The organism is Shewanella xiamenensis (genome assembly GCF_014647135.1).
GTDB lineage: Bacteria > Pseudomonadota > Gammaproteobacteria > Enterobacterales > Shewanellaceae > Shewanella > Shewanella xiamenensis.
In genome coordinates this window covers 212728-235201 of sequence record NZ_BMOP01000003.1, presented here as the reverse complement: position 1 = coordinate 235201, position 22474 = coordinate 212728, and the positions used below count along the sequence as shown (strand labels likewise).

At 46.1% G+C, this 22474-nt stretch carries 19 protein-coding genes and 1 other RNA gene; 10 read left to right on the top strand and 10 right to left on the bottom strand.

Annotated elements, in window-relative coordinates:
- Nucleotides 1-66: 66 nt before the first annotated feature.
- From IEY09_RS04220 to IEY09_RS04210, 3 genes are all read right to left on the bottom strand, one after another.
- Nucleotides 67-741 (bottom strand): 5-formyltetrahydrofolate cyclo-ligase, encoded by a 675-nt coding sequence (locus tag IEY09_RS04220; protein WP_188869976.1) that lies wholly within the window; start codon nucleotides 739-741, stop codon nucleotides 67-69.
- Nucleotides 742-748: 7 nt separating this feature from the next.
- Nucleotides 749-929: non-coding RNA, 6S RNA (gene ssrS, locus IEY09_RS04215), on the bottom strand.
- Between the two features lie 114 nt (nucleotides 930-1043).
- Nucleotides 1044-1346 carry a cell division protein ZapA gene (locus tag IEY09_RS04210; RefSeq protein ID WP_037414335.1) on the bottom strand — a complete coding sequence of 101 codons (303 nt, stop codon included), beginning with the start codon at nucleotides 1344-1346 and terminating at the stop codon, nucleotides 1044-1046.
- A 225-nt stretch (nucleotides 1347-1571) separates the two neighbouring features.
- On the opposite strand from IEY09_RS04210, the gene IEY09_RS04205 reads away from it, so the two are divergent.
- The 6 genes from IEY09_RS04205 to gcvP all read left to right on the top strand — a co-directional run bounded on the left by IEY09_RS04205 (nucleotide 1572) and on the right by gcvP (nucleotide 9650).
- Complete coding sequence (locus IEY09_RS04205) at nucleotides 1572-2147, top strand: UPF0149 family protein (protein ID WP_037414338.1); 576 nt, start codon at nucleotides 1572-1574, stop codon at nucleotides 2145-2147.
- A gap of 106 nt (nucleotides 2148-2253) precedes the next feature.
- Entirely contained in the window at nucleotides 2254-3477 is a 1224-nt protein-coding gene (gene ubiH, locus IEY09_RS04200; RefSeq protein WP_188869974.1) for a 2-octaprenyl-6-methoxyphenyl hydroxylase, read from the top strand.
- A 36-nt stretch (nucleotides 3478-3513) separates the two neighbouring features.
- Nucleotides 3514-4731: an FAD-dependent monooxygenase gene (locus IEY09_RS04195; protein ID WP_188869972.1), complete on the top strand. Its 1218-nt coding sequence runs from the start codon at nucleotides 3514-3516 to the stop codon at nucleotides 4729-4731.
- Between the two features lie 398 nt (nucleotides 4732-5129).
- The gene (gene gcvT / locus IEY09_RS04190; protein WP_069453560.1) at nucleotides 5130-6224 is read left to right on the top strand and encodes a glycine cleavage system aminomethyltransferase GcvT; all 1095 of its coding nucleotides are present in this window, start codon (nucleotides 5130-5132) and stop codon (nucleotides 6222-6224) included.
- 25 nt (nucleotides 6225-6249) lie between these two features.
- Nucleotides 6250-6639 carry a glycine cleavage system protein GcvH gene (gene gcvH / locus IEY09_RS04185; RefSeq protein WP_011071083.1) on the top strand — a complete coding sequence of 130 codons (390 nt, stop codon included), beginning with the start codon at nucleotides 6250-6252 and terminating at the stop codon, nucleotides 6637-6639.
- A 122-nt stretch (nucleotides 6640-6761) separates the two neighbouring features.
- Nucleotides 6762-9650 carry an aminomethyl-transferring glycine dehydrogenase gene (gene gcvP, locus IEY09_RS04180; RefSeq protein ID WP_188869970.1) on the top strand — a complete coding sequence of 963 codons (2889 nt, stop codon included), beginning with the start codon at nucleotides 6762-6764 and terminating at the stop codon, nucleotides 9648-9650.
- Nucleotides 9651-10001: 351 nt separating this feature from the next.
- Here the strand turns inward: gcvP and IEY09_RS04175 are convergent, their stop codons facing one another.
- The 5 genes from IEY09_RS04175 to IEY09_RS04155 all read right to left on the bottom strand — a co-directional run bounded on the left by IEY09_RS04175 (nucleotide 10002) and on the right by IEY09_RS04155 (nucleotide 15139).
- A complete protein-coding gene (locus IEY09_RS04175) occupies nucleotides 10002-12089 on the bottom strand; it encodes a P-loop NTPase family protein (protein WP_188869969.1) in 2088 nt (695 codons plus the stop codon).
- Nucleotides 12079-12531, bottom strand: a complete 453-nt coding sequence (locus IEY09_RS04170) for a hypothetical protein (protein WP_188869966.1) — start codon at nucleotides 12529-12531, stop codon at nucleotides 12079-12081. The genes IEY09_RS04175 and IEY09_RS04170 overlap by 11 nt, the downstream gene beginning before the upstream one ends.
- Complete coding sequence (locus tag IEY09_RS04165; protein WP_188869965.1) at nucleotides 12531-13448, bottom strand: hypothetical protein; 918 nt, start codon at nucleotides 13446-13448, stop codon at nucleotides 12531-12533. Before IEY09_RS04165 ends, IEY09_RS04170 begins: the two co-directional genes overlap by 1 nt.
- A gap of 173 nt (nucleotides 13449-13621) precedes the next feature.
- Complete coding sequence (locus tag IEY09_RS04160) at nucleotides 13622-14536, bottom strand: nuclease-related domain-containing protein (protein ID WP_188869963.1); 915 nt, start codon at nucleotides 14534-14536, stop codon at nucleotides 13622-13624.
- Nucleotides 14537-14893: 357 nt separating this feature from the next.
- Nucleotides 14894-15139 (bottom strand): DUF3297 family protein, encoded by a 246-nt coding sequence (locus tag IEY09_RS04155; RefSeq protein ID WP_037414354.1) that lies wholly within the window; start codon nucleotides 15137-15139, stop codon nucleotides 14894-14896.
- A 322-nt stretch (nucleotides 15140-15461) separates the two neighbouring features.
- On the opposite strand from IEY09_RS04155, the gene IEY09_RS04150 reads away from it, so the two are divergent.
- Nucleotides 15462-15851, top strand: a complete 390-nt coding sequence (locus IEY09_RS04150; RefSeq protein ID WP_188869961.1) for a ribosome recycling factor family protein — start codon at nucleotides 15462-15464, stop codon at nucleotides 15849-15851.
- A gap of 158 nt (nucleotides 15852-16009) precedes the next feature.
- Here the strand turns inward: IEY09_RS04150 and IEY09_RS04145 are convergent, their stop codons facing one another.
- Nucleotides 16010-17674 carry a methyl-accepting chemotaxis protein gene (locus IEY09_RS04145; RefSeq protein ID WP_188869959.1) on the bottom strand — a complete coding sequence of 555 codons (1665 nt, stop codon included), beginning with the start codon at nucleotides 17672-17674 and terminating at the stop codon, nucleotides 16010-16012.
- Between the two features lie 333 nt (nucleotides 17675-18007).
- Between IEY09_RS04145 and IEY09_RS04140 the strand changes: the two genes are divergently transcribed.
- A complete protein-coding gene (locus IEY09_RS04140) occupies nucleotides 18008-18250 on the top strand; it encodes a hypothetical protein (RefSeq protein ID WP_169548373.1) in 243 nt (80 codons plus the stop codon).
- A gap of 217 nt (nucleotides 18251-18467) precedes the next feature.
- Nucleotides 18468-20654 (top strand): OsmC domain/YcaO domain-containing protein, encoded by a 2187-nt coding sequence (locus IEY09_RS04135; RefSeq protein ID WP_188869957.1) that lies wholly within the window; start codon nucleotides 18468-18470, stop codon nucleotides 20652-20654.
- Nucleotides 20655-20737: 83 nt separating this feature from the next.
- On the opposite strand, the gene IEY09_RS04130 is transcribed toward IEY09_RS04135, so the two are convergent.
- Nucleotides 20738-21646: a GGDEF domain-containing protein gene (locus tag IEY09_RS04130; RefSeq protein WP_188870088.1), complete on the bottom strand. Its 909-nt coding sequence runs from the start codon at nucleotides 21644-21646 to the stop codon at nucleotides 20738-20740.
- Between the two features lie 276 nt (nucleotides 21647-21922).
- Here IEY09_RS04130 and IEY09_RS04125 point away from each other — a divergent pair, with 276 nt between their 5' ends.
- A complete protein-coding gene (locus IEY09_RS04125; RefSeq protein WP_188869955.1) occupies nucleotides 21923-22405 on the top strand; it encodes a cupin domain-containing protein in 483 nt (160 codons plus the stop codon).
- The last annotated feature ends 69 nt before the right edge of the window (nucleotides 22406-22474 follow it).

Below are 22474 nucleotides of genomic sequence, written 5' to 3'. Positions count from 1 at the left end.
TTAGGTTTTAGGTTCTAGGTTCTAGGTCCTAGGTCCTAGAATCTAGTTATCTAGCACCTTCTTAATTCAAAACTCCCATACTCGACTTGGGGTGATGATACTGGGCAAGGGCACATCCCAATGCTCGCATGGCAGGCTCGGTACTTGTTGGCAATCATGGGCGTAACCCATGGGCAGAGGTTTACCTTTGCTATGCCAATTGGCTAGCGTTCTGTCGTAATAGCCACCGCCCATGCCCATGCGATTGCCTTTGATATCAAAGGCAACCAGCGGGGTGATCACCACATCCAGTCGCTCAATCGGCATCACGGCACGCACATCCAACTTAGGCTCTAAAATGCCAAATTGATTCGGCAGCATTGGCGAGTCGGCGTGGTAATGCAAAAACAATAATTGCCCTGCATTAAAAGGGTGCAGCCGTGGCAGATAGGTGTGAATCCCCTGCTGCCAAAGCGCTTTGATAAGCGGAGCGGTTGCCAGTTCGCCATCGTGGGTGAGGTAAAGCGCGACATGCTGGGCCTTCAGCGCGCTGAGTTTTTCGAGCATTCGCTGACATGCGGCAAGGCTTGCCTCGGTTTGCACCTCTGTCGAAAGCGAGCGGCGGGCTAAACGGATTTGTTTGCGTACTTCGGCGCGGCTTAGATTTGGGCTTAGCGACTTGGTGTCAATTTCAGGCTGAGTGCCATGTGGCCCATTGACTGTTGAGGCCGAAGAGTTCGAGACAGGTGAAGTGATAGACATAAATAAGATGCTCCCCAGAATGCCGCTACCGGTGTAGCCCTTGAACCGTAGGTTCAAGGCGGGTAAATGATTACCTCCTAAGGCTTCTCGGTACGAGCCGAGCATGCTCAATGTCAGTAAAGCATTCACCCTGAGATCAAAATTATCGGCACAGGGACATTACCAGTTGGCCTGCATCCCAGGGAGCAAAAACGGTATTGAATCGCTAATCGTTTGGCTTAAAAAAGTATAGGCCAGCTAGCCATTCACTGTGCAACTCTTCTCAGATAGATGGTGCTTGGCACCGAGTGCACAGTCTAAAACTATTTGGTTGAACGCTCAACTAAGGCGTTTTCCAAGGTTGACTGCAACAGGCTGATGCGGTCATCCATTTGTTTCATATAATGCTTATTCTTTTGCTTTTCTTGGTACAACTCGTGGCCAATATTCAGCGCCGCCATAATGGCAATTTCTTCGCGGCTTAAGCTATTCGTGCGATTTTTTAGGGTGGTGAGTTGCTGCTCAACCCCTTGAGCCACAATGCGTAGGGCATCTTCCTGACCTTTCGGACAGGCGATAGAGTAGGTGCGCCCCAGCAGGGTGATTTCAACTGCACTGTTACTCATTCGAAGATGATCCTTTCGTTGGCATCGATAGGGCGGACTATATAGGGCTGATATTAAAAGTGCAAGGTAAGCCGCCAATGGATTGCACATTCGCCCTTTTGTTTGCTGCTTGTGTGAGCAGTTGCCGGAATTTTTATCTTCAACCCCAAGAATACCGGATCAGAGTTGGTTCAAGTCTTTAACTCTGCTAGCATTGCTGCTGGAAAATTCTGATTGGAATCTGATATGGCGACCCCTCCTTCGTTACGTATCGAAAGCTTAAAAATAGCCCTCGATGCGGCTGAAATTGGTCAGCATCCCGTGGAAGTTCACGGTGCTCTTGTGGGTTTAATCTGCGGCGGTGTAGATCAAACTGGTGATTTGTGGATTAAACCGTTATTTGACCTGATGAACGATGGTCAGCCTTTGCCTGCACCTTTACATCAATTGGTGTGTGAGTTGTTCCAAGACTCGGTTGCTCGTTTGAGTGACTTTGATTTTGGTTTTATGCCATTGCTTCCCGAAGAGGAAGAATCCCTCAGTCACCGAGTTGAGGCGCTATCGCTTTGGACGCAAAGCTTTTTAACGGGCATTGCGATTATCCAGCCTAAGCTCAATAAAGCCTCCGCCGAAGTGCGTGAAGTGATTAAAGATCTGGCCGATATCGCCCAAGTGGAATTCGATGTGACCGACGATGAAGAGTCGGAAACCGCCTATATTGAATTGCTGGAATTTGTGCGCATTGCTGCGATTTTGTGTTACTCCGAGTTTGGCCCAGAGCCGAGCCACGAAGAGAGTGACGATGCCGCGGTGATCCATTAATCCCTAAAAGAGAAAGGCGGAGCGATTCCGCCTTTTATTGTTTTTCAAATCTAACATCCTGATGGCGAAACGCTTTTAGCCATGCCATAGCTTGAATGAGAACCCCATGACGGTAGCAGAGCACATGGATAATTCAGTTCAAAATGTCGATATCGCCATTGTTGGTGGCGCCATGGCGGGTGCGACCCTCGCATTAGCTTTGGCTCGTTTGTCTGGTACTGAAAAACCGTTATCAATTGCCTTAATTGAGGCGCATCTTCCCGATAACAATCACCCCGGTTTTGACGCCCGTTCTATCGCCATTGCCCATGGTTCTATCTTCGAGTTATCCCGTTTAGGTTTATGGCCAAAATTGGCGCATTTAGGCACGGCAATCAAAGATATCCATGTGTCCGATCGCGGCCATTTTGGCATGACGGAACTCAACGCCAGTCAGTTTCATTTAGATGCGCTGGGGCACGTTGTTGAACTGGAAAGGGTCGGCCAAGTGCTGTTTAGCGAGCTTCATAAAACCCAAGTTAAACTGTATTGCCCTGCCAAACTATCAGAGTTAATTCCGGCTAACGAGAGTCACACCCTAGTGCTCGATTCCGGCGAGCGGATTTGCGCCAAGCTGGTGGTCGCGGCCGATGGCTTGCAGTCCAAGGTGCGCAGCAGTTTTAATCTGCCCATCACCCAAGTGGCGTTTGAGCAAACCGCGATTATCGCTAATCTGCAAACCGATAAGCCGCATCAGCACTGGGCTTATGAACGCTTTACCGAGACGGGCCCACTGGCGTTATTGCCGATGGCAGATAGCCAAGGCCAGCCGCGTTTATCCCTCGTCTGGGCACTCGATAATCACCGCGCCCAAACGATGCTCAATGCCCCAAAAGCCGAATTTTTAGCTGAGTTGCAGCAAGCCTTTGGTTATCGCGCCGGCCAGTTTATCGATGTCAGCGAGCGCCATGCTTATCCGCTAAATCTGTCCTACATGCCAAGGCCAATCCACCATAGATGCGTGTTTATCGGCAATGCGGCGCAGACGCTACACCCGATTGCGGGGCAGGGATTTAACTTAGGCCTTCGGGATGTGGTCAGCCTGCTTGAAGTGCTCAACACTGCGCGAGAGCAGGGTGAGGATATCGGCGGTGTCGCCGTCACCCATGGCTATTTGCAGGCCCGTGAGGCGGATAGAAACAGCACTATTCGCAATATTGAATTTTTAGTCCGTGGCTTCTCTAACCAATATTGGCCCCTGGCCCTTGGGCGTAATCTAGGATTGCGGCTGTTGTCTTGGTTCCCGCCACTGAAAACCCCCGTCGCTCAAAAAGCGATGGGCTGGAAATAATCATTACTGGTATCGCAACGCGAAAAGGATGTACCCATGTTAAGTTCACAAGCCTATGACATTGCCATTGTGGGTGGCGGCATGGTGGGACTCGCCACCGCGATAGGATTGGCGCAGGCCGATCTTAATGTTGTCGTTATCGATGCGGGCCACACAGAGGCCGTGAGCGGTGAGCCAAGGTTGCGTGTCAGTGCAATCAACAAGGCGAGCCAACGTTTGCTGGAGCACCTTGGCGCTTGGCACTATGTCGATGCCAGCCGCGCGACGCCCTATAAAAAAATGGCGGTATGGGATAAAGACGGCTTTGGCAAAATCGCCTTCGATGCCAGTAGCATCAGTGAGCCTAGCCTTGGTGCCATTATCGAAAATGACGCCATCAGCTACGCCCTCGCCAAGCGTGCCAGTGAATTTGACAATATCACCCATATCGAAAACCAACGCTTAGAGCGTATCGCCTTTGGCGAGCGTGAAGCTTGGTTGACTCTCGCCAATGGTGCTGAAATAGAAAGTGTGAGCGCCGCACTTGTGATTGCCGCCGATGGTGCCAATTCTTGGGTGCGCGAACAATGTAAGATCCCGTTAACCTTCTGGGATTATGGCCACCATGCGATCGTGGCGACCATTCGCAGTGAAATGCCACACCTCGCCACCGCTCGCCAAGTGTTTTTGCAGGACGGCCCGCTGGCCTTCTTGCCGTTATATGAAGAAAACCTCTGCTCCATCGTCTGGTCAGTGCCGCCCGAGCGCGCCACTGAATTACTGGCAATGGACAAAGTGCAATTTGAGCGCAATCTCACCGCCGCCTTCGACGGTCGCCTTGGGATTTGCAAGCTTGAGAGTGAACGCCAAGCCTTCCCGCTGCGGATGCGCTACGCCCGCCATTTTGCTCGCCACCGTTTAGTGCTCGCGGGGGACGCGGCTCACACCATCCATCCATTAGCGGGCCAAGGGGTAAACCTAGGCTTCCTCGATGCCGCCAGCATTATCGAAGTGATTAGCGAATTGCAGCAAGCGGGTAAGGATATCGGTGATTATGCCGAGCTGCGCGCCCTAGAGCGTTGGCGCAAGGCCGATGCGATGGAGATGATCGCGGCAATGGAAGGCTTTAAGCGCCTGTTCGAGGGTTCAAACCCAGTTAAAAAGGCCATTCGCGATCTGGGACTCAACCTCGTCGATAATGTCGCTGGGCTGAAAACAGTGTTCATGCAACAGGCCATGGGTAATAAGTCGTCGCTACCCAAGTTATGTCGCTAGCCTCGGTTGCGCTAATGTGATCAGAATTGCTGCTAATATCAGCATATTGGTGGCAAGCTGTGCAAATCTGGCTTTCGCATGTAAAAAAATTACATGTTGAAGATGAGAAAATCTAATGACACTGGCTTCGGATTAGAAAAATCTCCTGTATACAAATTTGTGACGCAAGGTATAATTTCGCCGCATTTTAGACCCTAGTACTTATACCAATCACGATAAATATCTGATTAATTCAGAGCGAATCAGGCGTTGCAGTGACAGACGCATTGAGACCGAAAGAACCCCTTTCAAATTGATGCATCGTGGAAGTGAAATGCCGATTAGCCAGATATTTAGCCGGATTTGTATCACCCTACGCTAGGCAGAGACCTGAAGAAGGCCGCAAAAAAGGGATAACAATGGCTAATAAAACTGTTCTGTTTAACAAGCACTTAGAATCAAACGCTAAGATGGTCGACTTCCACGGTTGGGATATGCCCCTCAACTATGGTTCACAAATCGAAGAACACCACGCCGTGCGTCAAGACGCAGGTATGTTCGACGTATCCCACATGACTGTGGTTGATGTGACCGGAACCGACGCTTGTGCATTCCTCCGTAAGTTGCTCGCCAACGATGTGGCCAAACTTAAAGTTCCTGGTAAAGCCTTATACGGCGGCATGTTAGATGACAATGCCGGCATCATCGACGACCTAATCACTTACTACCTCACCGACACTTTCTACCGTGTTGTTGTTAACAGCGCGACCCGCGAAAAAGACTTAGCCTGGATCGCTAAACAATCCCAAGGTTTTGATGTCACAGTGACCGAGCGTCCTGAGCTGGCGATGATCGCCGTTCAAGGGCCTAACGCTAAGGCCAAAGCCGCCGCCGTATTCAGTAGCGAGCAAAATGCCGCAATCGAAGGCATGAAGCCTTTCTTCGGTAAGCAAGCGGGTTCTCTGTTTATTGCGACCACAGGTTACACAGGTGAAGCGGGCTACGAGATTATCGTGCCAGAAGCGGAAGCCGAAGCCCTGTGGCAAGCTCTGTTAGATCAAGGCGTTAAGCCATGTGGTTTAGGCGCTCGCGATACATTACGTCTCGAAGCCGGTATGAACCTCTACGGCTTAGATATGGACGAAACCATCAACCCGCTTGCCGCCAACATGGGCTGGACCATCGCATGGGAGCCAACCGACCGTGACTTTATCGGTCGTAAGGCGCTTGAAGCCCTGCGCGATGCGGGAACCGATAAATTAGTCGGTCTAGTGATGGAAGAAAAAGGCGTGTTACGCCATGATATGCCAGTATTTTTCACCGATGCAGCGGGTGTTGAGCAGCAAGGCGTGATCACTAGCGGTACTTTCTCGCCAACATTGGGCTATTCTATTGCGATGGCGCGTGTTCCTAACTCGATTGGGGATACGGCGGAAGTCGAAATGCGTAAAAAGCGCGTGGCTGTTAGAGTAGTAGCGCCAAACTTTGTGCGCAACGGTAAACAAGCATTTTAAAAAAACGGAACAAGGAACAAGAACAATGAGCAATATTCCGACAGAACTGAAATACGCCTCTTCACACGAATGGATCCGCAAGGAAGAAGACGGTAGCTACACTGTGGGTATCACTGAGCACGCTCAAGAGCTGTTAGGTGACATGGTTTTCGTTGAGCTGCCAGAAGTGGGTGACACTGTCACGGCGGGCGACGACTGTGCAGTGGCGGAATCAGTGAAAGCGGCTTCTGACATCTACGCGCCAATCTCTGGTGAAGTGATTGCCGTCAACGAAGCACTGGAAGATTCTCCAGAGCTGGTAAACAGCGACGCTTACGGCGAAGGCTGGTTCTTCCGCGTTATGCCTTCTGATGAATCAGAAGTTGACGCTCTGCTCGATGCAGAAGGTTACCAAGCTGTAATCGACGAAGAATAATCGTCGACGCTAACGAAGCCCCAAGGGGCTTCGTTTGTTTTAGCGCAAGTTTGACATAACAATAGCCCGTTTATCAGTACCCTACAGTCCTGAGCGACGGCAAATCTGGAACAAGGTTTATCATGACCAAGCAAACCCTCACTCAGTTAGAACAGCACGATTTATTCTTACGTCGCCATATCGGCCCGGATAGCAGCCAACAACAAGAAATGTTGAACTACGTTGGTGCTGAGTCTCTGGACGATCTGACTGCGCAAATCGTGCCTGAGTCGATCCGTTTAAGCCAAGAGTTGAGCATTGGTGATTCCTGCGGCGAAGCCGAAGGTTTGGCCTACATTCGTGGTTTAGCCAAACAAAACCAAGTCTTCAAAAGCTACATTGGTATGGGTTACTACGGTACCCAAGTGCCTAATGTGATTTTACGTAACGTCTTAGAAAATCCAGGTTGGTACACGGCGTATACGCCCTATCAACCAGAAATCGCCCAAGGCCGTTTAGAAGCGATTCTAAACTTCCAACAAGTGTCGATGGATTTAACTGGTTTAGATTTAGCCTCTGCTTCACTGCTGGACGAAGCGACCGCCGCCGCCGAAGCGATGGCGCTGGCGAAGCGTGTATCTAAAGCCAAAAAAGCCAACATTTTCTTCGTAGCCGATGACGTATTCCCACAAACCTTAGACGTAGTGAAGACTCGCGCTGAGTGTTTTGGTTTTGAAGTGGTGGTAGGTCCTGCCCATGAAGCAGTAAACCACGAACTGTTTGGTGCCCTGTTCCAGTATTCAAACCGTTTCGGTCAAATCACTGACTTCACTGACTTATTCGCCGAATTACGCGCGAAAAACGTGATTGTGACTGTGGCTGCCGACATCATGGCATTAGTGTTACTTAAGTCACCGGGTGCCATGGGCGCCGACGTGGTCTTCGGTAGCGCGCAGCGTTTTGGTGTGCCGATGGGCTTTGGTGGTCCACACGCGGCCTTCTTCGTGGCCCGTGACGAGCACAAACGCTCTATGCCTGGCCGTATCATCGGTGTGTCAAAGGACACTCGTGGTAACCGCGCACTGCGTATGGCGATGCAAACCCGCGAGCAACATATCCGCCGCGAAAAAGCCAACTCAAACATTTGTACCGCGCAAATTCTGTTAGCGAACATGGCGTCTTTCTACGCCGTATTCCACGGCCCACAAGGCCTGAAAACCATCGCATCACGCATCAACCGCTTTGCTGATATCTTAGCCGCGGGCTTACAAGCTAAAGGCGTGAGCTTAGTGAACAATACTTGGTTCGATACCATCAGCATCAAAGGCTTAGACGTTGCAGCAGTCAATGCACGTGCGCTAGCCGCTGAAATGAACCTGCGTTTCGATGCTGACGGCATCGTCGGTGTGAGCTTAGATGAAACCACTATCCGCACCGATATCGAAGCGCTGTTCGATGTGATTTTAGGTGCTGGCCATGGCTTAGACGTTGCCGCATTAGATGCGCAAATCGTGGCGCAAGGTAGCCAATCGATTCCTGCCTCTTTAGTGCGTCAAGATGCCATCCTGAGCCACCCAACCTTCAATCGCTATCAAAGCGAAACCGAGATGATGCGTTATATCAAGCGTCTCGAAAGCAAAGACTTAGCACTGAACTACTCAATGATTTCATTGGGTTCATGCACCATGAAGTTAAATGCTGCGGTTGAAATGATCCCAGTCAGCTGGCCAGAATTTGCCAACATGCACCCATTCTGCCCACTGGATCAAGCCAAGGGTTACACCCAACTGATTGAAGAACTGTCTTCATGGTTAGTGAATGTCACAGGTTACGATGCCGTGTGTATCCAACCTAACTCTGGTGCACAGGGAGAATACGCGGGTCTGCTGGCGATTCGTAAATACCACGAGTCTCGTGGCGAAGCCCACAGAAACATCTGCTTAATCCCACAATCTGCCCACGGCACTAACCCTGCATCGGCGCAATTAGCCGGCATGCAAGTGGTTGTGACTGCCTGTGATAAGCAAGGTAACGTGGATTTAGAAGATCTGAAGGCCAAAGCGGCTGAAGTGGCAGAAAACCTGTCATGTATCATGATCACTTACCCATCGACCCACGGTGTGTACGAAGAATCTATCCGCGAAATCTGCAACATAGTGCACCAGCACGGTGGTCAAGTGTACTTGGACGGCGCCAACATGAACGCCCAAGTTGGCTTAACCTCTCCAGGCTTTATCGGTGCCGACGTATCGCACCTTAACCTGCACAAAACCTTCGCCATTCCACACGGCGGCGGTGGTCCAGGTATGGGCCCAATCGGCGTGAAAGCGCACTTAGCGCCGTTCGTTGCGGGTCACGTAGTGGTGAAACCAGGCCGCGAAAGCGATAATAACGGTGCAGTTTCTGCAGCGCCATACGGCAGTGCTGGCATTCTGCCAATCAGCTGGATGTACATTAAGCTGCTCGGTTCAAACGGCCTGAAAAAGTCGACTCAAACCGCGCTGTTAAACGCTAACTACGTGATGAAGAAGCTGTCTGAACACTACCCAGTACTGTTCCGCGGCCGTAACGATCGCGTTGCACACGAATGTATTATCGACCTGCGTCCAATTAAAGAAGCCTCTGGCGTGACCGAAATGGATATCGCTAAGCGTCTGAACGACTACGGTTTCCACGCACCAACCATGAGCTTCCCTGTTGCGGGCACGCTGATGATTGAGCCAACCGAATCTGAGTCTAAGGTTGAACTGGACCGCTTTATCGACGCTATGGTGTCAATCCGCGCCGAAATCGCTAAGGTTGAAGCAGGCGAGTGGCCAGCGGACAACAACCCGCTGCACAACGCACCACACACTATGGCCGATATTATGGACCCAGCATTTGATTCACGCCCATACAGCCGTGAAGTTGCCGTGTTCCCAAGTGCCGCAGTGCGTACTAACAAGTTCTGGCCAACTGTGAATCGTATTGATGACGTGTACGGCGACCGTAATTTGTTCTGTGCGTGTGTGCCGATGGAAGACTACCAGTAATTGCTGGTTTGGGCTTGCGACAGCTAGCCCTTGCTAAGAGTTAGCTTCGGCTACGACGCAATTATGAACGTTAAAAAGCGACCTTTCGGTCGCTTTTTTATTACCTAAAATCTTGTTGCGGATTGTCATAAAGCGCTAATTAACTTTTAAGTTGCTGATAGCACTGTGCTGCTAATTGCCTGCCGCAGGCTCTTGCACTGTTACACCAGTGACTCGCTGTAAATACATCCCTGTAAGCTCTACTAAAACATCCATGTTTTAGAAGGTCACTGGTGCAACAATGCCAGTTCTGGTGTAACCATTGAGTGAAGAGTTATGCCTGTCCTGTCATTCTTCTGACATTCTTTGTGGTTATATCCTAGTAATAAGTTTTCTTGGTAGGCGTATAAGTTTAAAACTATTAACATTTAGTCCTAAAACAGAAGCTAGATATGTTTCTTCATTTTCATCAAATGATGCAGCAACAATACTTTGTAAACCTTTTGTAGTTGCTAAGGTGTCAAGCATCCTATTAACACTTTTTGTGCTCATTGAATGTTGGGCTGGCTCATCAAATAGTAGCAGTCCAAGGTGATTTCCTCCTGTGGCGTTCGAAGTCGTATACAAGGCAATTAAATAAGACCAAATTAATCTTACAAAGTCACTTGCAGAAGAATCTGATTTTATATCTGTGCCGTTATTCTTTGTCGCAACCTCTGTAGGTGTATTAAGACTCTCTCTTAACTCAAGGTCCTTTAAATATGGCAGTAGTGTATCTGGTTTTATTTCTATCTCATTAACATCTGCACTACGGTAACCAAATTTTATTGCTAATTTTTTAAATTCACTTGAAAATGTGTTAATTTTTAACCAATCACTTTTAGTGACAGTGGTTTTTAATAATTCAGAAATTTCGCCATTTAATATTTTATATCTTTCCGACATTTCTATGAGTGTTCTGACACTGTTTTCAAACTTTTCTTCAATTTTTTTAATTTCTGAAATTCTATTTTCAATATTGATTTTATTTCTAATGTCAGCCTCTTTAATACTATTGGTAGATTTTATATCTCTTTTCAAAGAAGTCAGTTCTAACTTATATTTTATGATTTCCCTATTAATTGTTAATAACTGACCTCTATCAGATTCAATACTGCTTTCTAGGCCTTCAAGGATTGATTTTGTCATTTTCCTCTGGTTATCCAGATGCGTGATGTTCTCTTCTAAAGACATTGGCATTGAAATACTATCAGGTGGTAGTAGAATGTCATCAATTGGATTCATGCACGTATGGCACTTTCCTCTTGCGAAGTCTAGTTCTGCTTCATTAGCACCATATCTGACAAGTTTCTCTATTAATTTATTTGATTTTAAATCCTTTTCAATACTATTTAAGCTTTCAATGTATTGTTTTAGTTGTGACTCGTTTATTTTTATTTTGCTACTACAAATTCCATTGATTGTTAGTAGCTCATCAATCCTGTTTTGTACTTCTTCGATATTATTAATTAAATCAACTGGTTCAGCTTGTAATTGGTTTTTTTCAAGTTTAACAATTTTCATGAACTCTTCGTTAAGTTCATTTTTAATATCTTTTATTGATTTTGATTCTGATCCTTTTTTCTCACTTACTGTTATTAGTCTAGGGTCAAAATCTGTTGATGGTGTTCTATTTAATCCTGATATGGATAAATAATTACTTTCAACGGAGAACTTTAGTTCTGTTACTGTCTCTGACCATTTGTTTATTAGTGTTGAACGTTCAGATTGTAATTCATTAAGAATTTTTTTGTTTCTAAAATTATCTAGATTTAAAAGAAAACTTGCTACTTTCTCCCTCATTCCGCTCACTCCAAAATATGGAATATTCGCAATGTAATCTGTCCAGCCTCTTTTTTGTTCGACTATCAACGCAGCAAAAATTGACTGTAAATAGAGTTTAGTTTCTTTTCCTTTGTTATCAATTAAACTTGGTAGATCTAATCCAATAAATTTCTCTAAATAAGCAAAAAATCCATGTTCAGCATCTTGAGCAGAACCTGCATCGTGTAAGAATGTATACCTGCTTTTAAGATTATTTAGTGAAGGGTTGGTTAAATATGCGCCCTCAATGATTTGAATCAGCTTAGTATTGGCATCTTCTGATTTTATGACTCGCTTTAATGTAATTGTTTTGCCAAATTTATTCTCTATCTCTAGATATACAGTTGAGCTTAAAATTCTTTTTTCTTTTCCATCTAAATCGAACCTTTCTTTTAAAGCGTATGGTAATGTAGTATTTCCTTTTGAGCCTATTATCTCTTCCATACCAAGGCTATATATTAATGAGTTTACAAGTGTACTCTTGCCTGATGAATTATCACCTCTAATTATATTTAGGCCTGAGTTAAACTCTATAATATAGCCATAGTTTTGACTGTCAGGATCAGTTAGTTTTACACATAACTTATTAAACTTCATCTACCCACCTCTTCGCTGCTTGCGTAACCATAGCTTCAGTTATTTTTTTATCTATTTTTTTTAGTGTGTTAAATTCATTATCAAATAAATTTATAAGATCAGATCCCGAAATAAATGATTCTGATTTTGATGTTAGCTTATAATTTCCATTTTGCAGTCTGCAGAGAAGACCTTCAGATGTTGCATAATTCAGTGCCATATTTAACGATGGGTCAATCCCCCATACACCAAGTAATAATTCTTTTCTCTCAGCAGAGCTGAGTAATATTTGTAAGCGTTGTGGCTCTAACATTGCCCAGTTAAATAAGTGTAGTTTTAGGAGACTTGCTTTTCCTCCGCTACAACAAATCTTAAGTATTAAGAGTATTTTACCTACTTTGTACATTGGTCTTAGTTCTGGTAACACAGCAGTTTTTTTTCGAGAAAATAATAGCTTGCTCATTACTCAATCCTCATTGGGCATTCAGCTATCCACCTTGCTATCATATGTTTAGTAATTGATACAAGATCTTCATGAGATATAGCTGATATGTGTGGTTCTTTATAGAATCTATCCAATAATTTATCTTCTACCCATTGAACTAATTTTTGAGGGCTATCTTCCCAAGTCATAGATGACTCTTCTACATCATCTTCAAAATTATTTACTAATTTAGCAATCTTCTCATACAAATCTGGTGATTGATTAAAAATTTTTCTTAATATTTCATATCCTTCTAGATAGTTCTTTTTAGTAATATCATTAAGTCGATGATGATTAGTAGGTTTATATTCTTTGTTTATAATGCTTCTTATTTTGTTTTTATTATAAATATTGTCATCATAAACAGTGTCTAATTTTGGTTCAGATATTTTCTCACCATTAAAACCTGAAAAACTAAGTTGTTCACCATTAATTACTTGTAAATTTCTTATATCATGAATATAAAAACCAAGATCTTTTATAAGAATTTTAAAGTCATCTGCGATAATATCAAGGTTCGCAGATTTTACTTCAGACTCCTTGGTTCTAGCATGAGTATAAATATCATGTTTAGCTATTCTAGGAGTGATAAATACCCATTGAGAAATTTTTGTATCACCAATGTGTTTGCGTAAATCCTCTTGGTTTGAAAACAGTTTACCAATATCCTTAGTTATCTTATCTCGTTGTTTTTCATGTAATGTTTTTGTGTCATAGTTTTCATCTGGACAATAGCATTGAATTACAATTCCTTCATCGAGAACGAAACCTTCTATTCCAAGATCACCTGGTGAGGCAATCATGTCCTGATAAGAGTCGTACTTTTTTTTATAAATAACCTGAATCAGACTTTCCCATTTGTCTCCATCTAATGGACCAATATCAGTTTGAAACATATACTTTTAATCCTGTAATTATTATTTTTCAGTGTCATTTTACTGTTAAGTCTTTAGTAATGCCAAAGTTAAATATAAACTATACCAAGCTTCTATCGTTTAAAGTTTCATCTTTTTCCAATTTAATGTTCCTTCATATAGTAAGTGGAATAAACGTGAGCATTTCATTTTAATTATTTCCTCACTTCACTTTTACTTAGGCATCTTTGGGCGACTTGGTAGATGATGGTGTCGACTTGTTGCTGGGTAAGATCTTGGGTTTTCAGTTTTGGGATCGTTCCGACTAATTGTTTGTGGTTGAGGATCGGCAGCGGTGGTTTTGATTGACTTGTGACATACCAGCCGGGGAATACTAGGGCTGGGGTGGCAGCGACGGGGGAGCCTGTGGCTTTGGTTAACCATTGGCTGACCCATTGGGCTTGGCGCTGCGCTTGTTCTATGGGTTTGGTTTCAGTCCACGAGGGGAAGTTTAAGCGCCCGTCTTTGTAAAATACTTCATAGCCTTTTTTGCCATTGCCATTGCCATTGCCATTGGTTTGGCGTAGGTCTTTATTGCGCTTATGGCGGCCTTTGGTTTCAATCGCGAATACGCCATTTTTGCCGATTACGAGGTGGTCGATATTAAAGCCGTCGGCTTGCACATCGTGGAACACTTGATAACCCAAGGCTTGTAGGCCGATTAGCTCATTGGCGGTAGCGATTTCAGCCGTATGCCCTAGGCGTAATTTGGTAAGTTTGGAGAAGAGTTTCCAGGTTTTAAATCCAAAGTAAGTGGCGCCTACTGAACCCATTAGCGCGTAAGCCCAAGGGAATTTTCCGACAGTGATATAGGCATGGACACTGCTAGCCGCAAATGGGAGGCATACCACCAGTATTCCCATCATCACACAGCCCATTAAATCTAATTGCAGATCATGGATTTGCTTTTGTAAGCCATAGGCGGGAATGCGGGTTAACTGCTCACGATCAACGGGCAGGGTGACTGTGGCATCACGGTGTTTTAGCAACGCATACATCACACCTAGAGTCACCATAAAGCCAGAGAGAAGTATCCCGTAAGATAACAGGCCGTTAGTAAAATCTGCCATTTACATCCTTGAAGTAAAAAGGTTTTTTATTCCATAACGCACATATAACGAATGTGCTTTATACCTTGGTGACAGAGGTGGCTGTTAAGAGGGGAGTCAGATAATTGATTGGCTGCTTCGTCCCTAAATAGCGTGCTCGATATGGGTGTTCGAGTGTGGCTCTGCATTTCCCTTAGTGGTCACACTTTAACCTGCGTTATGTGGTGTAATCAATGCGTTTTATCACAAATACTTATTTTAAATAACAACTTGTGAATATTTGGAGTGATGAATTGGTGGGCGTTTTGGGGTTATACAGGGTAAATAAAAACGGCCAATCGAATTGGCCGTTATTATTATCCATTAAGCCGCGGGTGCTTAACGGTAAAATGCTTCTACTGTGCCTTTGATGGTTAACAGTAGAGGTTGACCGCGACGGTCTAAGGATTTGCTTGGTACTTTAACCCAGCCTTCGCTGATGCAGTATTCTTCAACATCGAAACGTTCTTTACCGTTCACGCGGATACCCACATCGTATTGGAAGACTTCAGCCACATGGTGGCGGCTGCGTGGGTTAACCGAAAGACGATCGGGTAATGCGGGTTGTGCTGTTGTGTCAGTCATGGTCGTTATCTGTAGTGAACAAAAAGTGCGTTATTGTAGGCAATCCCGCCGCCTTGCTCAAGGACTGTTGTTGTCAGTCTGTGACGCCTAAGCCGCTATCTTGGGCGAGTGGCACTCAGCGTGAGTTGTAGCATCTGCCTGTATCGTCTTTTGTTCGCACGCCCTGCAAGGTAAACTCTGGCGGCGTTGGCTATAGGTTTCGCGCTAAAGGCATCTTAAGGCTTAGTGCTTAGTGCTTAGTGCTTAAGGCACGCGCTTACAACTTATAGCCGCGCTCCGTTATTCACCCACATTCGACCCAAGGCCCGATAGTTAACTTGCCATGCATGATGATATTAGTATTCCCTTGCCATCACTTATCCATCGCATCGGCCGCGAGGCGGCAAAGCGGGCGCAGGCAATGGCGCTTAAGCACGGCTGCGAGCTAAAGCGGGTGCGCCGCTCCCGTAATTGGAGTATCACAGGGCAGGCTATCGCCATTCAAAGTTGCTGCGGTGAGTTAACAGCCCAGAGTGATGCTGCCGAATTTACCTTTATGATCAAAAAGATCGACAGCGCCTTATTACAACACGCCGATAAGCTTGAACCACTCAGCGCAAAATTGATCCGCCTAATCAACCAAAACCCCGCAATCACCTTGGGCGAGCTGATGCAGCAAACCCAATGCAGCATAACTGAGGCAAGATTGGCGCGCTTTGATGCCGAGCTCTGAGCTTGGGCGTGGTCTTTAGCGGGCAGCCACTAAGAAAAAGGCCTCAATTGCTTGAGGCCTTAGGTGGTTAAGGATAGCTATTTATGCCGAATCGACTAACACTGAATCGATTAACACTTAATAGACTAACGCCGATCGCCGACATGAAGTCTTAGGCGTTAAATCTTAAATTGACCCACAAGTTTACCCAGATTCGTCCCTTCCTGTGACACGGTTTGGCTCACTCTTGCTGCATCTTCGCTGGAGTGCAGTAGCTCATTCACAATCTCTTGAATAGCAAACACATTGCGATTGATCTCTTCGGTCACTGAGCTTTGCTCGGTCGCTGCCGTGGCAATTTGGGTGCTCATATCATTGATGGCAGTTACTGCCGAAGTCACCGAGCCTAAGCTTTCGGAGATGGCGCGGGACGAATCCACCGAGCGGATACAACTCTGCTGACTCTCTTCCATGGTTTTAACCGCTAAGCTCACCAGCTTGTGTAGCTCAGATAGCATCTCGTTGATTTCTAATGTGCTTGATTGAGTGCGGCTGGCTAAGCTACGCACCTCATCGGCCACCACGGCAAAGCCGCGTCCCTGTTCACCAGCGCGGGCGGCTTCAATCGCGGCGTTTAATGCCAACAGGTTGGTTTGCTCGGCAATGCCGCCGATGACCGAGAGTACGCTGTTGATTTTTTTGGATTGTTCACTCAAGGATTGAATATTGCTGGCGGCATTATTGATTTGCGCCATCAGTGCCGAAATCTCCTCTAGCGAGGCATCGACACAACGCTGGGCATTGGCCACATCGCCCGTGGCGGCATGGGTAGCCTCGGCCACTTGGGTGGTATTTTGCGCTACTTCACTCGCGGTTGCAGACATCTCTGTAATGGCGGTAACCACTTGATCTGTCTCATTGTTATGGCTGATAAGTTGGCTCGACATCACTTTGGTTTGGTCATGAATCGCATTGGCCGCGCTTTTGACTTTGGCGGTCGCGTTTGCCACATCACCAATGATGGTTTGCAGTTTATCGACAAACAGGTTGAAGGAGCGGCCTAATTGGGCGATTTCATCCTCACCCGTCACTGTAAGGCGTTTAGTTAAATCGCCTTCGCCTTTGGCGATATCGTTTAAGTTATCGGCCATATTCTTAATCGGCGTCACCATGCGATGAGCTGTCAAAAGGATTACTGCGGCGGTAATTGCCGCCAGTATCAGCGCAATTAATAACACCCCAAGGGATTTACTCATCATTTGTTCATATGCGGCAGCGCGGTAATCCTCAACCACGGCATCGATATCATCAACATAGACCCCTGTGCCGAGCATCCAATCTGTACCAGGGATCATCATGGAGTAGCCGATTTTTTCGATTTGCTCGTTGGTATTTGGCTTTTGGAAATAAAACGAGAAGTTACCGTCACCGTTTTTCGCGGCATTGAGTAAACCGACAATGATTTTGGTGCCGCGGGGGTCGGTCATATCGATTTTATTTTGCCCTTCGAGATTGGGCATGACCGCATGGAACAGGTTTTTACCTTGGGAATCGTAAATAAAGAAGTAGCCCGAACTACCAAAGCGAATATCGCGTAGGGCTTGATTGACATTGCCCTGTTCTTTTAACGATAACTGATATTGCACTATGCCTGCGGCGATTTGGGTGGCTTCTTTGATTTGGGTTTTACGCTCGCCAATCAGCTTTTCTCTAAATGCGGTGACCTCATCGGCAAGAGATTCTTGTTCTACATGGTAGGAAACTGTCATCAGTATGACGAGGGTTAAGAGTAACGGGAACAGCGCTAACAGGAGCAATTTGTTACGTAAACTGAGATTAGACATGCTTAACAACTCCGAAATAAGCCTCTATATTTGCAGGGCAGTATAACTAATCCCCATTCTTCTTAAGTGCTTAAGTTAACAAAAATCTAATGTAACCGACAAAAAACCTTAATGATATTTGACTTAAGGATGAGGGCGGCTCGCAGTACTTCGTTGATCTTAATCAAAGCCTAAATAAGCCAATGCGCTCATTATATTAGTTATTCTTGATAAAATGCGACAGGGCGTTTGTTCGCTTAAGTGGGCAAGAGTCGCAGCTCAAGCTTAATCAAAGTGAGGTGGGCAAGGCGAGATGGACACATACCAAATGCGCACACTAAAAGGGGCAGGACTGTGACCAACCAACGGCTGATCACCCTCTTAAAAATCTGTATTAGCATCGGGTTGTGCCTGATTGTGCTTGGCATTTATCTGCATAACTTTAATCAAACCGTCGAAGCCATGGGTGTTAAGGGGATTATTATCAGCGCCGTTTGCGTTGCCGTTGGGATGGCCTTATCCCTGCCGACCAAGATGTATTTAACCTTTCTACTGGTTAAACGCGAGGCGGATAAGCAAGGTAGTGCTGAGCATTAATCCTTGGCCAAACCACGGTCAATGCCGCAATAAATCCCACTGTTCTACTTGCTGCTCACTGCATAAAACTCCCGCTGGTGTTTTTTTAACATAATTAACCCAAGACTAATGGTCGAAAAACACCGATAATTCCCCCCAGATGATAGCGCCCAAGGGCAATGCTGTGCGGTAACGGATACGATTACCGCGTTTGAGCATATTGAGTGGAAAAATTCTAATGGAAATCAAAGTTAATTTTCTCGACAACCTGAGACTCGAAGCCAAGTTCGATGATTTTACGGTCACGGCCGATCAGCCCATCCGTTATAAGGGCGACGGCTCGGCGCCGAGCCCCTTCGATTATTTCTTAGCTTCTTCGGCGCTGTGTGCGGCCTACTTTGTGAAGGTATATTGTAAATCCCGCGATATTCCGACGGACAATATCCGCTTGTCGCAAAACAATATTGTCGATCCAGAAGATCGCTATAACCAGATTTTCCAGATCAATGTCGAATTGCCCGACGATATTTCGGATAAAGACCGCGAAGGTATTCTGCGCTCCATCGACCGCTGCACAGTGAAAAAAGTAGTGCAGACTGGCCCCGAATTTAGAATCGAAACCGTTGAAAACCTCGATGCCGACGCCAATGCTATGTTGATGGGTCATCCCGCCGGTGAGAGCAGTACCTATATTTTGGGCAAAGACTTACCGCTGGAGCAGACCATTGCCAATATGACGGCGATGCTCGCCGATTTGGGGATGAAGATTGAGATCTCCTCATGGCGCAACATCGTGCCCAATGTGTGGTCACTGCATATCCGCGATGCTGCATCGCCCATGTGTTTTACCAATGGTAAAGGCGCAACCAAAGAGAGCGCGCTGTGCTCGGCCCTCGGCGAATTTATCGAGCGGTTAAACAATAACTTCTTCTATAACGATCAATTCTTTGGGGTTGAGATCGCGAGTAGCGAGTTTGTGCATTACCCCAACGAAAAATGGTTTGCTTTAGAAGAGGACGATTCGCTGCCAGCGGGATTGTTAGATGATTATTGCCTCGAGATTTACAATCCCGATGAGGAGCTGTGCGGCTCGCACTTAATCGACACCAACTCGGGTAATCGTGAACGCGGTATTTGTGCGATTCCTTATACCCGCAAATCCGATGGCGAGACGGTGTACTTTCCATCAAACCTGATTGAAAACCTGTTCTTAAGCAACGGCATGAGCGCGGGTAATAACCTGAAAGAAGCCGAAGTGCAGTGTCTCTCTGAGATCTTCGAGCGCGCGGTGAAACGCCAAATTATCGAGCAAGAAATCGTCCTGCCAGACGTGCCTATGTCGGTGTTAGAAAAATACCCAAGTATTCTTGCTGGCATTAAGGGCTTAGAAGAACAAGGCTTCCCTGTGGTGGTGAAAGACGCCTCCCTCGGCGGCCAATTCCCTGTAATGTGTGTCACCCTGATGAACCCAAAAACCGGCGGGGTATTTGCCTCCTTCGGTGCCCACCCAAGCTTTGAGGTGGCATTGGAGCGCAGCCTAACCGAATTACTCCAAGGTCGCAGTTTTGAAGGCTTAAACGATGTACCAAAACCGACCTTTAACAGTATGGCGGTGAGCGAGCCTGAAAACTTTGTCGAGCACTTTATCGACTCAACGGGGGTGATCTCCTGGCGCTTCTTTAGCAGCAAGCATGACTATGAGTTCTGCGAATGGGATTTCTCCGGCACGAACGAAGAGGAAGCGGACCGCTTATTCGGCATTTTAGAAGATCTTGGTAAAGAGGTGTATGTTGCCGAATTTACCGAGTTAGGCGCATCGGCTTGCCGTATTTTAGTGCCTGATTACTCTGAGGTTTATCCAGTAGAAGACCTGATTTGGGATAACACCAACAAAGCGCTGGATTACCGTGAAGATATTCTGAATCTGCATTCTCTAAGCACTAAGCAATTGGTTAACCTAGTCAATCGCTTAGAGGAAAGTCAGCTCGATAACTACACCGATATTCGTACCCTGATTGGTATCGTCTTCGATGAAAATACCGTCTGGGGCAAGTTAACGATTATCGAACTTAAGATCCTGATTTATTTGGCACTGGGTGCGCATGAAGAGGCGCTGGAATTAGTCGGTGAGTTTTTGCAATTTAACGATAATACCGTGAAGCGCAATCTGTTCTACCAAGCAATGAGCGCGGTACTGGAAGTGACGCTGGATGAAGACCTTGAACTCGAAGACTTTAGCCATAACTTTACCCGCATGTTTGGCGCGGAAGTGATGGAACAAGTGGTCGGCAGCGTTACTGGTAAAGTCCGTTTCAGCGGTTTAACTAAGACCAGCATGCAACTCGAAGGTATTGAGCCACATTTACGCTTAATCGAGAGCTATAAGAAACTGCACGCCGCCCGCAAGGCCAACGCAGCGAACTAATAGTAAATATTAAGTATTTGATATGAGTAAAAAAGCGAACCTAGGTTCGCTTTTTTAATGGCCGTTGCCACGGATATACAGCCTTAAGCACTATTGGCGATAACGCGATTCTTACCATTCCGCTTGGCTTGATAGAGCGCGGCATCGGCGCGTTTTAAGGTGTCTTCGTAGGATTTATCGCTCGTCTCTATGGTGGCGACACCAATACTGACGGTGGCGAAGAGCCCTTTTACGGCGTGTTTTTGTAGTGCTTTGAAGCAGCAATCGCAGAGAAATTCTGCAAACACTATGGCTTGATCGTATTCAACGCCGGGCAGGGCGACGACAAACTCATCCCCACCAAAACGGTAGGCACTGTCGGTTTTGCGAAATTGCTGCTTGCAAGTGTCGGCCACTGCCATGATGACGTTATCACCCGCATGGTGACCAAGTTGATCATTGATCAATTTTAGATTGTCCAGATCGAGCACTAAGATCGAGGCGGGAATGCGGTGCCGACTATAGGTATCGAACAGCAGGTTTAAGTCGCGCTCTAATCGGCGACGGTTAAATAGTCCTGTGAGTTGGTCTGTATCGCTTAATTGCCGAAGCTGGACTTCAAGCTGATGGCGTTTGGAGATATTGCTAGCGACCCATAGCACCACGGGTTCATTATCGACGAGAAAATCTAATGCCTGAATGCGCCCTTCAAACCAAATAGGTTCGGTGGGGCCTTGTTCGGGTAAGCCTTTGATATCTTTGTTACTGAGCTCATATTCTTCGATGAGCAATTTACGGCTTATTAAAGCTTGTTCAATAATGCTGAGGTAATAAATGGCTTTTTCTTCGTTTAATACGTCACTGATATATAGGCCGACTAATCCACTACCATCATGGTAATAACGATCATCTTTACCGCCAAACACCGCAATATAACGGCCACTTTGGGAAAGGATAAACGCTGGATCGGGTAGGGCGTCCAGCACTAAAGCGATTTGCTCAACATTGATCATCAAATCTACTCCCTGACACATTTTATGTGTTCATTATCCTTGCTACTGCAAATGTCAGTATTGCAGTCATTTGGTTTTGAATTTAGCTTTTTTTTGTGGGTATTCAAACCTTAAACTTGGGTTCAGCATTGTTAACAATATGATGAATAGTCGACTAGCTTTATCAGTTTAGGTGGTTTTTGTGGTCAAATCCTCGATCTGCAAACAATTAGGGTTAATCCCATTTAGGTGAGAGTGTAAACTTTGGCGCATTAACATTTAAAACGAGGAAATGCCATGCACACGGCAGATGATTTTATTCAGTATTTAGCGCTTGAGCAGCATGTTGAGGGCGGTTATTACCGTTCATCTTATCGATCAGAATCGGCTTTTGATCCGAGTCGTCAGCTGTGGAGCAGCATTTATTTCTTATTACGGACAGGCGAAGTGTCGCATTTTCATCGACTCACGGCGGATGAGATGTGGTATTTCCATGCGGGTCAATCCCTGACAATTTACATGATTTCCCCCGAGGGCGAGCTGACCACAGCGCAGTTAGGGCTCGATTTAGCCGCGGGCGAAAGACCGCAGTTTTTAGTGCCCAAGGGCTGTATTTTTGGCTCGGCGATGAATCAAGATGGATTCTCGCTGGTGGGCTGCATGGTATCCCCGGGCTTTACCTTCGATGACTTTGAGTTGTTTAGCCAAGAAGCCCTGTTGACCATGTATCCGCAGCATAAAGAAATCATCTACAAATTAAGTCGGCCAGAGTCGAAATAGCGCAGTAGATCATTGCGTTATCATGCAATGATTTGTTTGTTGAATAGATTTAGTAGCCGCATCCCTTTT